General features: G+C 61.1%; 12 protein-coding genes. 10 read left to right on the forward strand and 2 right to left on the reverse strand.

Annotation, left to right across the window (positions count from 1 at the left end; all coding sequences use genetic code 11):
- Positions 1-196: 196 nt before the first annotated feature.
- The 6 genes from IWW33_RS01260 (at position 197) to IWW33_RS01285 (ending at position 5829) form a co-directional block, all read left to right on the forward strand.
- A complete protein-coding gene (locus IWW33_RS01260; protein ID WP_119688740.1) occupies positions 197-2341 on the forward strand; it encodes a methyl-accepting chemotaxis protein in 2145 nt (714 codons plus the stop codon).
- A gap of 127 nt (positions 2342-2468) precedes the next feature.
- Positions 2469-2636 carry a hypothetical protein gene (locus tag IWW33_RS01265; protein WP_158621119.1) on the forward strand — a complete coding sequence of 56 codons (168 nt, stop codon included), beginning with the start codon at positions 2469-2471 and terminating at the stop codon, positions 2634-2636.
- Positions 2637-2642: 6 nt separating this feature from the next.
- Positions 2643-3032: a hypothetical protein gene (locus IWW33_RS01270; RefSeq protein ID WP_196914177.1), complete on the forward strand. Its 390-nt coding sequence runs from the start codon at positions 2643-2645 to the stop codon at positions 3030-3032.
- A 277-nt stretch (positions 3033-3309) separates the two neighbouring features.
- Positions 3310-3933 (forward strand): glutathione S-transferase, encoded by a 624-nt coding sequence (locus tag IWW33_RS01275; protein ID WP_125924836.1) that lies wholly within the window; start codon positions 3310-3312, stop codon positions 3931-3933.
- 450 nt (positions 3934-4383) lie between these two features.
- Entirely contained in the window at positions 4384-5070 is a 687-nt protein-coding gene (locus tag IWW33_RS01280) for a type 1 glutamine amidotransferase domain-containing protein (protein ID WP_174141752.1), read from the forward strand.
- A gap of 12 nt (positions 5071-5082) precedes the next feature.
- Entirely contained in the window at positions 5083-5829 is a 747-nt protein-coding gene (locus IWW33_RS01285) for an SDR family NAD(P)-dependent oxidoreductase (protein WP_115275189.1), read from the forward strand.
- 104 nt (positions 5830-5933) lie between these two features.
- On the opposite strand, the gene adhP is transcribed toward IWW33_RS01285, so the two are convergent.
- A complete protein-coding gene (adhP, locus tag IWW33_RS01290; RefSeq protein WP_174141750.1) occupies positions 5934-6944 on the reverse strand; it encodes an alcohol dehydrogenase AdhP in 1011 nt (336 codons plus the stop codon).
- A 173-nt stretch (positions 6945-7117) separates the two neighbouring features.
- Between adhP and IWW33_RS01295 the strand changes: the two genes are divergently transcribed.
- Positions 7118-8107 (forward strand): 5'-nucleotidase, encoded by a 990-nt coding sequence (locus IWW33_RS01295; RefSeq protein WP_174141748.1) that lies wholly within the window; start codon positions 7118-7120, stop codon positions 8105-8107.
- Between the two features lie 9 nt (positions 8108-8116).
- On the opposite strand, the gene IWW33_RS01300 is transcribed toward IWW33_RS01295, so the two are convergent.
- Positions 8117-8374 (reverse strand): hypothetical protein, encoded by a 258-nt coding sequence (locus tag IWW33_RS01300; protein WP_012313953.1) that lies wholly within the window; start codon positions 8372-8374, stop codon positions 8117-8119.
- Positions 8375-8493: 119 nt separating this feature from the next.
- On the opposite strand from IWW33_RS01300, the gene IWW33_RS01305 reads away from it, so the two are divergent.
- From IWW33_RS01305 to IWW33_RS01320, 3 genes are all read left to right on the forward strand, one after another.
- Positions 8494-9366: a WYL domain-containing protein gene (locus tag IWW33_RS01305; RefSeq protein ID WP_012313952.1), complete on the forward strand. Its 873-nt coding sequence runs from the start codon at positions 8494-8496 to the stop codon at positions 9364-9366.
- Positions 9367-9578: 212 nt separating this feature from the next.
- Positions 9579-11243: a cobalamin adenosyltransferase gene (locus IWW33_RS01310; RefSeq protein WP_174141746.1), complete on the forward strand. Its 1665-nt coding sequence runs from the start codon at positions 9579-9581 to the stop codon at positions 11241-11243.
- Between the two features lie 275 nt (positions 11244-11518).
- Positions 11519-12523 (forward strand): hypothetical protein, encoded by a 1005-nt coding sequence (locus tag IWW33_RS01320; RefSeq protein ID WP_174141744.1) that lies wholly within the window; start codon positions 11519-11521, stop codon positions 12521-12523.
- The last annotated feature ends 119 nt before the right edge of the window (positions 12524-12642 follow it).

Genomic DNA, 12642 nt, shown 5'->3' on the forward strand with positions numbered 1-12642 from the left:
TGCAGACAAAAAGCGCGCACTCTGCAGCACTGGCGCACAGATGTCAAAAGCGCCAGGCGGCGGCGTATTACGCGGGCCGGCAAATTTAAATTGAATGTTTGAATAAAGAAAAAACCGGGGCCGCCGATATAGCAGAGGGATTGAGCCCCACCCAAGATCCAAAGCCAAACCCTTACCCTCAAAAAAGGGACGCCCCATGCCTTTGCGACAACTTTCCATCCAGTGGAAGATCACCCTGCTTGCCGGCCTGTGCCTGGCCAGCATCGTCACACTGCTCGTCGGCCTTTCGCTGTACCGCATGGACCACAGCTCGGACCTGGTCAAAGCCAGCAGCGAGAAGATGCTCAGTGAGGCAGCGCAGGCGCGCATCGAGTCGCAAGGCGAGGTCCAGGCCTTGAACATCAGCCGCCAGTTCATGGATGCCTACCAGTACGGCGCCGGGTTCGCCCGCCAGGTGCTGTTCCTGCGTGAACAGGCGGAAAAGCGCTTCCTGGATGCCTACGACCTGCGCGAAGACATGACCCGCCAGGTTCGTGCAGCCCTGCAGGCCAACCCCGACCTGCTGGGCCTGTCACTGGTGTTCGAACCCAATGCCCTGGACGGCAAGGACAGCCTCTTCACCGGCCAAGCCGAGCTTGGCAGCAACGAGACCGGCCGCTTCGCCCTGTACTGGTCGCAGCCGCGCGTGGGCCAGCTGACCGCCATGGCCCTGCCCGAGCACGACATGGCCAACACCGAGATCGGCCCCAGCGGCCAGCCCGCCAACACTTGGTGGGTGTGCCCGCGCAGCAGCGGCAAGGTCTGCGTGGTGGAGCCGTACTTCTACGACATCGACGGCCACCGCGTGCTGATGACCAGCATCGTGTTCCCGCTGGCGGTCAACGGCAAGGTGATCGCCACCTTGTCCATCGACATCAACCTCAACAGCCTGCAGGCCCTGAGCCAGGAAGCCAGCCGCAGCCTGTACGAGGGCCGCACCACGGTCGGCATTCTCAGCCCCGTGGGCCTGCTGGCCGGCTACAGTGCCGATGCCAGCAAGCTGGCCCAGCGTTTCGACCAGGTCGACACCAGCAAAGGCGCCGAACTGGTACGCAAGCTGGCCGAAGGTAAATTGAGCGTCCACCACGACCAGCAACGCCTCAAGGTACTCGCGGCGTTCCAGCCGATCCCTGGCGCCCAGCCATGGGGTGTGCTGCTGGATGTGCCGGAAAACGCCCTGACCGGGCCGGCCGAGGCGCTGAAACAAGAGCTCGACGCCCTGAACACCAGCGGCACCCTGTTGGAGCTGGGCCTTGGCCTGGGCGCTGCGATTGCCGGCCTGCTGCTGGTGTGGCTGATGGCCCGTGGCGTGACCCGGCCGATCCTCGGGGTGGCGGCCATGCTCAAGGACATCGCCAGTGGTGAAGGCGACCTCACCCGCCGCCTGACCTATGACAAACAGGACGAGCTCGGCGAACTGGCCGGCTGGTTCAACCGCTTCCTGGACAAACTGCAGCCGACCATCGCCGAGGTCAAACGCTCGGTGCAGGCGGCCCGCAGCACCGCAGACCAGTCCTCGGCGATTGCCACGCAAACCAGCGCCGGCATGGAACAGCAATACCGCCAGGTCGACCAGGCGGCCACCGCCTCGCACGAAATGAGCGCCACGGCCCAGGATGTCGCCCGCAGCGCCGCACAGGCTGCACAGGCCGCCCGTGAAGCAGACCAGGCGACCCGCGAAGGCCTGGCGGTGATCGACCGCACCACCCGCAGCATCGACACACTGGCAGCAGACATGAGCCATGCGATGGCCGAGGTCGAAGGGCTGGCCCACAACAGCGAGAAGATCGGCTCGGTGCTGGAGGTGATCCGCTCGATCGCCGAGCAGACCAACCTGCTGGCACTCAATGCCGCCATCGAAGCCGCCCGTGCCGGTGAGGCCGGCCGTGGCTTCGCCGTGGTCGCCGATGAAGTGCGCAACCTGGCCCAGCGCACCCAGGAGTCGGTGGAAGAAACCCGCCAGGTCATCGAAGCCCTGCAGGCCGGCACCCGCGAGGTGGTCGGCGCCATGGACAACAGCCACCGCCAGGCCCAGGGCGGTGTGGAGCAGGTCGGCCAGGCCGTCACCGCGCTGCAGCGCATCGGCCAGGCCGTGACCGTGATCACCGACATGAACCTGCAGATCGCCTCCGCCGCCGAAGAACAGAGCGCAGTGGCCGAAGAGATCAACAGCAATGTCGCGACCATCCGCGATGTCACCGAGTCGTTGTCCGGGCAGGCCAACGAGTCGGCGCGGGTCAGCCAGTCGCTCAACAGCCTGGCCAACCAGCAGCAGGGGTTGATGGACCAGTTCCGCGTCTGACGGGTGCTTCTCATCGCTGGCATGGCTACGCAAACATTCCAGCGATGAGGCCTGCAACAGCTGACATGCAGCGGGGTGCCTGTGGCCGGGTTGCCGGCGACAGGATCGGGCTGCATGAGGTGAGTGAATGTCAGGTCCGATCACCTCCATGATCATCCCCGACATCATGATTGACCCCATCATCAGCACCATGCCCTACGCCGTGGGCCTCACCCACACCATGACTGGCTTCGTGATTCGCTTCATGGTTGGCCCCATCATCCGCCCCGTTGCGGCCACTTTCACCGCGACCTGAGCTAGCATGACCGCCGCCATCACCGCTGTGGCCGCTACCGCCGTGGCCTGCGCCACTGCCACCGCTGCCGCCTCCATGCCCCCCACCGCCGTGACCGCCGCCTCCGTGACCTCCCCCACCGCCGTGGCCACCACCACCACCACCACCACCACCACCACCACCACCACCACCACCACCACCATCCTTCGCATACGCATTCGAAGTATTGCCGATAGTGTCAGGCACCAATACCGCCGAAGCCGACAACACAGCCCCGATGGCCAAAGCCAACAAGCATTTCCTGAGCATGATGATCCTCCGCTTGGAGTTGCACAGATTGCTTGCGGCAACCTGTGTCTTGCGGCCCCCCATGGGGCGACCTGCCAAACCAGCGCGACCATCCATCAGCAGCGGTGAACGTGATCCTTCAGGGCCTGCTGGCCTAATGTTGCAGAATGTTTCTCAAGTAGTGAGCGTAGCCGGCTGCCGGGCTTCTTGCCCGCGATCCATCCAAATGCTAAACGCCAGAATGGGCGTAACACCAAGGCTGCAAGGCCTCGGTAACGGCCGTCTCGCCGGGGACCGAATCGGTGCCTAGGTGGGGGTGCATGGCCGCTACTGTCCATTGCGCTTTACGCTTGACCGAAGAAGTGCCGTGGTTGACGATCGGCTCTTCCCGGAAAAGGACTACAGCATGCTACGGATATTGGGCAGGGATTCTTCCATCAATGTGCGCAAGGTCCTCTGGGCCTGCATCGAGTTCGATATTCCCTTCGAGCGCGAAGACTGGGGCGCAGGCTTCCAGCCCACCGACACGCCCGCCTTCCTGGCCCTGAACCCCAACGCCATGGTCCCAGTGATTCAGGACGGCGACTTTACGCTGTGGGAATCCAACACCATCATCCGCTACCTGGCCACGCGTTATGGCGATGCACTGGTGTACCCCACCGAGGCCACGGCCAGGGCCAGGGTGGATCAATGGATCGACTGGCAGGCCTCGGACCTGAACCGCTCGTGGAGCTATGCGTTCATGTCGCTGGTGCGTCACTCACCCGCGCACCAGGATGCCCAGGCGCTGGCCGCCGGCTGCGCGGACTGGTCGCGCCATATGCGAATCCTCGAGCAGCAGCTGGCTGCGACCGGTGCTTATGTGGCCGGTGACAGCTTTACGCTGGCCGATATCCCCATCGGGCTTTCGGTCAATCGCTGGTTCGAAACGCCCTTCGAGCACCCTCACCTGCCGGCGGTGCGGGATTACTACCAACGGTTGAGCGAGCGTGCAGGCTTCCTGGCCCATGGGCGCAACGGGATGGCGTAGGGGTAGCGTCAACCACGAGGGCCAGGCCGGCGTAACGGCTGAAGCTCGACAGGCACCGGCTTCGCCGGTGAGCGCCGGCAAGCCGGCACACACACGAGGTACGGCGCCGGCCATAAGGCATGGCATCCAACCCGTTTCACCACCTTGCGGGGCACTGGCTTATCCAATTTCTACAGCTGACGCCACTCCTGTAGGAGCCGGCTTGCCGGCGATCACCGGCAAAGCCGGTGCCATACACCGCAGCGCCTGCATCACCAGCAAGGGCGATGCTGCATTCTGCCGCAGGATATCGGACATACTTGCTTTGCCAGGCCGTGGTATGGCCGCAGGCTGCGCAAAGCTGACAACACAGGATGCTGCTGCGCAGGGAACGTCTGCCCTGCTGCGCCCTCCCACAGTAATGCAGGGCGAACCGCGCGCTGCCCATTCATGTTTGGAGAACAGGCTCAGATGAAAAAGATCCTGATGGTGCTGACATCCCACGATCAGTTGGGCGACACCGGCAAAAAAACCGGCTTCTGGCTGGAGGAGTTCGCCGCACCTTACTACGTGTTCATCGACACCAACGCAGACGTCACGCTCGCCTCGCCCAAAGGCGGGCAGCCGCCGCTGGACCCCAAGAGCGACGAGGACGATGCGCAAACCGATGCGACCCGGCGTTTTCGCAGTGACACCGAGGGGCAGATGGCATTGGCCGACACAGTACCGCTGAGCGAAATCGACCCTTACGACTTCGACGCCGTGTTTTATCCCGGTGGCCATGGGCCGCTGTGGGACCTGGCCGAGGACAAGGACTCCAAGACGCTGCTCGAAGCCTTCTATGCGTCCAACAAACCGATTGCCGCCGTGTGCCATGCGCCGGGTGTGTTCAAGAACGTCAACGCGCCAGACGGCCATCCTGCGGTCAAGGGCAAGAAAGTGACCGGGTTCGCCAACAGCGAGGAAGACGCGGTCGGGCTGACCGATGTAGTGCCATTTCTGGTCGAGGACATGCTCAAGCGCAATGGCGGTGAGTATTCCAAGGGCCCGGACTGGGCGAGCCATGTGGTCGAGGACGGGCACCTGATCACCGGGCAGAACCCGGCATCGTCCGAGGCGGTGGCCACGGCGCTGCTCAAGCGCCTGGCAAGCGAATAGGGCCGCTGCACCATGACGCTGAACGCACTCATCTGCGGCGCCAGCCAGGGCATCGGCCTGGCGCTTTGTAAACAGCTGCTGGCACGCGATGACATGGCGCGGGTGTGGGCGGTGTCGCGCCAGGCCAGGGGCAGCGAAGCCCTGGCCGCGCTCGCCGCTGCACATGGCGAGCGCCTGGTGCGCATCGATTGCGACGCCCGCAACGAACAGTCCCTTGAAGCACTGGCCCGTGAGGTCGGCCGCACCTGCACGCACCTTGATCTGGTGATAAGCACCTTGGGCATTCTGCAGCGCGACGGTGCCAAGGCGGAAAAGGCCCTTGCCCAACTCGACCTGGCTGGCCTGCAGGCCAGCTTCGCGACCAACGCGTTCGCGCCGGTGCTGCTGCTCAAGCACCTGCTGGCGCTGCTGCGCAATCAGCCCTGCACCTTTGCCGCGCTGTCGGCCAGGGTCGGGTCCATCGGCGACAATCGCCTGGGCGGCTGGTACAGCTACCGCGCCAGCAAGGCCGCGTTGAACCAGTTGCTGCATACGGCAAGCATCGAACTCAAACGCATCAACCCAGCTTCCACGGTGCTGGTGCTGCACCCCGGCACTACCGATACGCAGCTTTCCCAACCGTTTCAGGCCAATGTGCCCGCCGAACAATTGTTTGAACCTGCGTTCGCGGCGCAGTGCATCCTGGAGCAGATTGGCCGGCTTGGGCCGGCGGACAGTGGCAGCTTCTGGGCGTGGGACGGTCAGCCGATCACCTGGTGAGGTCGCCAAGGTTGACGACAGGGACGGGTGCATGGCTCGGGTGTTCTGGCGCTCGATCCAGACAGCGCTGAAAAACCCGCCCCATGCACCTGACCGCGCACCGCTCAATCCGCGAAGTTGATCACCATCCGACCCTTGATCTTACCTTCCAGCATCTCTTCGAAAATGTCGTTGATGTCTTCGATCGGCCGCAGCGTGACCTTCGGCACCACCTTGCCTTGCGCGGCAAATTCAAAGGCTTCAGCCAGGTCCTGGCGGGTACCGACCAGTGACCCGACCACTTCGATGCCATCGAGCACCAACCGCGGAATATCCAGGCTCATGGCCTCCGGCGGCAGCCCGACAGCCACCAGCCGGCCACCGGCACGCAGCGCATCGACTGCAGAGTTGAACGCGCTTTTCGACACCGCCGTCACCACGGCCGCATGCGCGCCACCGGTTTGCGCCTGGATGACTTTGGCTACATCCTCACGGCGCGCATTGACCACCAGGTCGGCGCCCATTTCACGGGCGAACGCCAGTTGCTCATCATTCACATCGATCGCGATGACCCGGGCGTTGAAGACATTCTTCGCATACTGCAGGGCCAGGTTGCCCAGCCCACCGAGGCCGTAAACCGCAATCCACTGCCCGGGGCGGATGTTGGACGATTTCACCGCTTTGTAGGTGGTCACACCGGCGCAGGTGATGCTGCTGGCGGCAGCCGAGTCGAGCCCCTCGGGCACCTTTACCGCGTAGTCGGCCACCACGATGCACGCCTCTGCCATGCCGCCGTCGACGGTATAGCCCGAGTTCTTCACCTCACGGCACAGCGTTTCGTTACCGCTGTTGCAGTACTCGCAGTGCCCACAGCCCTGGAAGAACCACGCCACGCTGGCCCGGTCGCCCGGCTTGAGCGAAGTGACGCCCGGCCCTACCTCCACCACCACGCCAATCCCTTCGTGGCCGAGGATCACACCGGTCTTGTCACCGAAATCGCCATTCTTGACGTGCAGGTCGGTGTGGCACACGCCACAGCACTGCATCTTCAGCAACGCTTCACCGTGCGCAAGCGGGCGCAGGGTTTTTTCCACCACGTCCACACGGCGCCCTTTTGCAACAACTGCAGCTTTCATGAATGCCTCCTTGATTACTTGAGTGAGCTTGAGTTGAAGGGTTCAGCATAGTGGTGGTTTGGCCGCAGGACTTGCTGCAGGTCAGGGTCTGAGACGGTAGGTGCCCGGGTTTGCTAGGATTCGAGCCTAGCCTGCTGACAAGGCGCCCCTGCACCATCACCAGGAAGCCCGCCATGCCCTACCCCATCGAACAGAAACTCGTCGTCGGCGTCGCCTCAAGTGCACTGTTCGACCTGACCGTCTCGGACGATATCTACCAGACAGATGGCGTGGAAGCCTACCGCCTACACCAGGAAGCCAACCTCGACGTGCCCTTCCCCAAAGGTGTGGCATTCCCCTTCATCCGCCGCTTCCTGAGCATCAACAAGGCCTTCCCGGAGCAGTTGCCGGTAGAAGTGGTGCTGCTGTCGCGCAACTCACCCGAAACCGGCCTGCGGGTGTTCCGCTCCATCGCCCATTACGGCCTGGATATCACCCGTGCCGCATTCATGTCCGGCCGCTCGCCCTACGAATACATCCCCGCCTTCAACGCCTCGCTGTTTCTCAGCGCCCACGAAGGCGACGTGCAGCGTGCCATCGACGCCGACTACCCCGCCGGCCTGGTGCTGCCGAGCAAGATCTATGATGACGAGATCGACACCGAATTGCGGGTGGCCTTCGACTTCGATGGGGTGATTGCCGATGACGAAGCGGAGAGCGTGTACAAGCAGCGCCAGGACCTGACCGAGTTTCAGGCCCATGAGCATGCCCACAAGACCATCCCGCATCAGCCGGGGCCGTTGGCAGACCTGTATCGCAAGCTGTCGCTGATTCGCCAGCTTGAAGACCGCAAGTTGTCGCTCGACCCTGAATACAAGCGCATTCTGCGTATTGCCATTGTCACGGCGCGCAATGCACCGTCCCATGAGCGCGTGGTGACGACGCTTAAGAACTGGGGTGTTTCACCGGATGAATCGTTCTTCCTGGGCGGAATGGCAAAAGACCGCGTGCTGTCGATTCTCAAGCCGCACATGTTCTTCGATGATCAGCGCACTCACCTGACTTCGGCTGCGGGGAATCTGCCGATGGTGCATGTGCCGTTCGGGGTAGCAAACAGGGCGTTGGGTGCCAGAGTTGTCGAGCACCCAGTGAGCCTTGCCGAACTCGACAACACGACAGACTAAAGGCCAGATCTACTTGCCTTCAGGGACCAGCGCTTGCAGCAGGGTCACCTTGCGCTGCAACTGGTCGACATGCGCCTTGTGCGCACGCAGTGCCGAGCGCAGCTCATTGTTTTCCGATTGTTGAATCCGCGCCCAACGCAGGGTGGTGCGGCAGTTGACGAGGGTTTCCCACACTTCCTGCAGTTTCAGGTATTGGGCCAACAACAGCACCGCAATCACCAGCATCATCAGAAGCGCCGCTGCCCAAATCATATCCGTCGTAGCCATTGTTCAATCCTTTTGCCAGGTCAGTTTGTTTCGAGGACAGCCAAAGGATATGTAGTGATTTTTTACACGTATAGATTGTAGACTTATACAGGTAAACAATTCGCACACATGGACGGGCCATGAAACGTACTCAGCAAATAGACCAGGTCCGCTGGGACCTGGCACTTCGCTATCGCCTGATCGAAACCGTGGCCTGGTGGGAGGGCCGCCTGACCACGGGCCACTTGATGCAGAGCTTTGGCATCAGCCGCCAGCAGGCCTCCAAGGACATCAATACCTACATCAGCGAGCATGCGCCTAAAAACCTTACATATGACAAGCAACTGAAGGGTTATGTACCCGGCAAGCAGTTCAAGCCGCTGTTCATCGATGACAGTGCCAATGCCTATCTGCAATTGCTGAATCAGACCCACTCGCGGGCGCCCCACGTGGAGGGGTTGGCGTTGGCGTATGCCCATACCAAGGTGCTGGAAGTTCCCGACAGGACAATTCGCCCGGACGTGTTGCGCCCTCTGCTCAAGGCCTGCCGTAACAGTGAAGTGCTCTCTATCGAATACGTGTCGCTGGCCAACCCGGTACCGGAGACACGGCTGATTTCGCCCCACACCCTGGTCTACACCGGCATGCGCTGGCACGTGCGCGCGTATTGCGAGAAGAATCGCAAGTACCGGGATTTTGTGCTGAGCAGGTTCAGGGGCGTACCAGAGTTCGAGCGCATGAGCGAGAACCTGATCGATGACGATGAGGAATGGAACACGATGATCGATGTGGTCATCGAGCCAGACTCGCGCCTCAAACCCGCACAGAAGGCGATCATCGAAATTGACCTGGGTATGCAAGCCGGTGAGCTGGTGATCCCGACACGCTGCGCACTGGTGGGCTATGTGCTGCAGCGCTATCAGATCGACCCGAAAAAGCTTGAGCCCAAGGCATCGGCGCAGCAGATCGTGGTGAAAAACCTGGAGGCGTTGAAGCCTTGGCTGTACGAATGAATGAACAACGGGCTCGGTAGCCCGTTCTCTTGATCGGGGCAAGGCGGTGCCAGCGGGGTAACCACCGCCTGAGGTCACGTTCCTTCGGCCATGCTATCAAAGTACTGGCGCCGTGCCTTGAAGCAAAGATGGCACTTCGCTATATTCCGTTCCGGTTCAGGTATATCTGCCAATCGCCGCAAGACGCCCTACTCGTGCAAGGAGCATGTTCGATGACCCAACTCGCCCTGGACCCTTTGGCCCAAGCCGTCCACCAAGCCACCCCCGATGTCGGCGCAGCGCTTGTGCACCAGTATGAGCAAGTCGTCATCAAGAGCCTGCTCACTTCATTTGGTCTGGACTTCCTGTTGGCCAACGATCGGCGTGGTGGCCATGTAGATACCCTGCATACCGTGCGCGACGAGTCCGTTGGATATGCATCTGCAGCGAACGAGGCTGCTTATGCGGCGCGCGGCGACTATGACAGCGCGGCTTACCACTCCACCGACACTTACATACAAGTAGGCCGAGAGTACAAAGCTGGCAAGCAATCCGGCACGCTGCAGGATGCCTATACGGGCAAGACGTTCGCGCCGAACGCCGATGTACATCGCGACCACACCATCTCGGCGAAAAAGATCCACGACGACCCTGCCCGGGTTCTGGCGAACCGTGATGGTGTAGAACTGGCCAACCAGCGCAGTAACCTCAACGCCACCGATGGGTCTGTCAATACATCGAAAAAGGACAAGAGCGCTGACGAGTTCATTCGCTATCTCGACCAGAATGAAGCGCAACGCAAGGCTGAAATCAGCGACCTTCAATCGAAACAGCGCAGTGTCGGGCTCACCGATAAAGAACGCAAAACGTTAAACAAGCTGGAAAAACTCGACGCCGTCGACCCGGGCAAACTGCGTGAAAAAGACCGGATCGCCCGTGAAGCCTACGAACGCGAACTGGCCAACAGTTATTACACCAGCACTGCATTCCTGGCCGACACTGCCAGTGCCAGCCTCAACCAAGGGGTTCGTATGGGCGCCCGGGAAACGCTCGGCCTGGTCCTGCTTGAAGCGTGGAATGCCCTACGCCAGGAACTGCCGCACATTCTGCAGAGCATGAAAGGCAACTTCGACCTCGGCCTCTTCCTGCAGCACCTGGGTAATGCCTGCAAGGCCGCGTTTGAAGGGGTACAGGCCCGGCGCGGTGAACTGCTGACACGCTTCAAGGACGGCCTGCTGGCCGGCGTGCTGTCGTCAGTGATGACCACCTTGATCAATATCTTCTTCACCACGGCCAAAAACGTTGCCAAGATCCTGCGTGAATCCTGGGCAGCCATCCTTGAAGCGGTGCGCACGCTGGTATTCAACCCTCAGCGGCTGCCTTTCGGTGAGTTGCTGCGCGCAGTCTCGAAGATCGTTGCAACCGGCGTGTCGGTGTGTACCGGGGTGCTGGTGCAAGAAGCCATCGCCAAAGTGCCTGGCATGCAGGTGCCAGTGCTGGGAGAGATACTTTCCACCTTCGTCGGTGCGCTGGCCAGCGGCTTGCTGAACATCTCCTTGCTGTACTTCATCGACCACTCGCCGCTGGTGAACCGAATTGTCGAGTTTGCCAACGGCCTCAAGTCGACACTGGACCACACGCTGGACTACTACAAGCTGGTCAACCAGCGCCTGGAAGCCTACACCGCCGAACTCGCGGGTATTGATTTCAAGCAGTTGCAAGCCGAGCTGGACACGTTGCAGAAGGTCAATGCCAGCCTGGTGCTGGCGCAAACCCATGCTGACCTCAATGACGCACTGTTCAGTGCAATGGCCACTTGCGAAATCGACATGCCCTACCAAGATCGCAAGGGTCTGGACGACTTCATGAACGACAAAGACGCTGTGCTGGTGTTTTAAACGCCAATGTCGCGGTTCAACTGCGATGCCTGTGGGCTGTGCTGCCAGAACCTGGCAGGGCAGCCGCTGTACAGCGACCTGGACGACGGGACAGGGGTTTGCCGCCACTACGACAAAACCAGCAGCCGCTGCGGCATTTATGAGCAACGACCGCTCAAGTGCCGGATCGACGACAGCTACGACCATATTTACGCAAGCCACATGAGCCGAGCGCACTTCCATGAGCTCAATCAGGCTGCCTGTGAAACTCTCAAAAGCAAAAGGACACGTTAGAGATGCCATTACCGTTTCTGTTGATCGGTGCAGCTGTAGTCGCGGGCGGAGCCGGGATCGCCGGCGGCGTGAAAGGCGCCAAGAAAATTTCCGAAGCCAAGGGCATCGTGGCCGACGCGCAGGAACGCTATGACCGCGCCCGCGAACAACTTGATGGTGACCAGAAGAACACCGAGCAATCGCTTGAGGCTCTGGGCGCACTCAAGCTTGACATCAGCCGTAGCTTTGGACGTTTTGCATCCGCCTACGAGAAAATCAAGAACAAGCCGCAATTCAAAGAATTTCACGGCGAGGACATCCGCTTCGACAAGCACGATCTGGATCAGATCAAGGAAATCTCCATTTCGGCAATCGACCTTCTCGGCAGCTCGGCACTGACTGCAAGCGCTGGCGCACTCGCAGGCTTTGCAGCCTACGGTGGCACCATGGCACTGGGTGTGGCGTCGACCGGCACGGCGATCAGCTCGCTGTCTGGTGTGGCAGCCTACAACGCTACGCTCGCAGCCCTGGGCGGCGGCGCGCTTTCTGCGGGTGGCGGCGGCATGGCGCTGGGCTCGATGGTACTGGGCGGCGCAGTGGCGGGGCCGGTGATTGCCGTGGGTGGTTTGCTGCTCAATGCCAAGGGCAACTCGAGCCTCGAAAAGGCTGAAGAGATCCGCCAGGAAGTGAACAAGACTGTCGACCTGATCAAGGAATCGACTGTTTACCTGAAGAAGCTCAAGCTCATCAGCGACAAAGTCATTGGTGAACTGACCATTACATTCAGCCTGTACGTGAAACACGTCACCAGCCTGGAGCAGTTGGTCCAGCGCACCACAGACTACAACGCATTCAGCCAGGATGAAAAAGACCTGCTGTCCAACAATATCATGCTGGTCAAACTGCTGAGCCAACTGGTGCAGAGTGCACTGGCCGGCAAGAGAAACGGTAAGGACGTGGTCCTGCAGGACAGCGTCCACAAAGAGCTGGAGCATGCTCGGGAAGTTCGCGGCAAGCTTGCCGCCTGATTCCCCAAAAATGCAGGCATTGATCAGGCGGTTTATCAGCGCCTGGTCAGCATTTGAAATCAAGGTTCCTCCCGCCAGCCCGGTGCTCGAAGCTGGCGGGAAAATCAATTCGGCAGCAT

It is taken from the genome of Pseudomonas sp. M2 (assembly GCF_015751845.1).
Taxonomy (GTDB): Bacteria; Pseudomonadota; Gammaproteobacteria; order Pseudomonadales; family Pseudomonadaceae; genus Aquipseudomonas; species Aquipseudomonas putida_E.

Excerpts from the sequence above, each read along its gene's own strand:
- IWW33_RS01260 (WP_119688740.1), top strand. The coding sequence starts at position 197 with ATGCCTTTGCGACAACTTTCCATCCAGTGGAAGATCACCCTGCTTGCC.
- IWW33_RS01265 (WP_158621119.1), top strand. The coding sequence starts at position 2,469 with ATGTCAGGTCCGATCACCTCCATGATCATCCCCGACATCATGATTGAC.
- IWW33_RS01270 (WP_196914177.1), top strand. The coding sequence starts at position 2,643 with ATGACCGCCGCCATCACCGCTGTGGCCGCTACCGCCGTGGCCTGCGCC.
- IWW33_RS01275 (WP_125924836.1), top strand. The coding sequence starts at position 3,310 with ATGCTACGGATATTGGGCAGGGATTCTTCCATCAATGTGCGCAAGGTC.
- IWW33_RS01280 (WP_174141752.1), top strand. The coding sequence starts at position 4,384 with ATGAAAAAGATCCTGATGGTGCTGACATCCCACGATCAGTTGGGCGAC.
- IWW33_RS01285 (WP_115275189.1), top strand. The coding sequence starts at position 5,083 with ATGACGCTGAACGCACTCATCTGCGGCGCCAGCCAGGGCATCGGCCTG.
- adhP (WP_174141750.1), bottom strand. The coding sequence starts at position 6,944 with ATGAAAGCTGCAGTTGTTGCAAAAGGGCGCCGTGTGGACGTGGTGGAA.
- IWW33_RS01295 (WP_174141748.1), top strand. The coding sequence starts at position 7,118 with ATGCCCTACCCCATCGAACAGAAACTCGTCGTCGGCGTCGCCTCAAGT.
- IWW33_RS01300 (WP_012313953.1), bottom strand. The coding sequence starts at position 8,374 with ATGGCTACGACGGATATGATTTGGGCAGCGGCGCTTCTGATGATGCTG.
- IWW33_RS01305 (WP_012313952.1), top strand. The coding sequence starts at position 8,494 with ATGAAACGTACTCAGCAAATAGACCAGGTCCGCTGGGACCTGGCACTT.
- IWW33_RS01310 (WP_174141746.1), top strand. The coding sequence starts at position 9,579 with ATGACCCAACTCGCCCTGGACCCTTTGGCCCAAGCCGTCCACCAAGCC.
- IWW33_RS01320 (WP_174141744.1), top strand. The coding sequence starts at position 11,519 with ATGCCATTACCGTTTCTGTTGATCGGTGCAGCTGTAGTCGCGGGCGGA.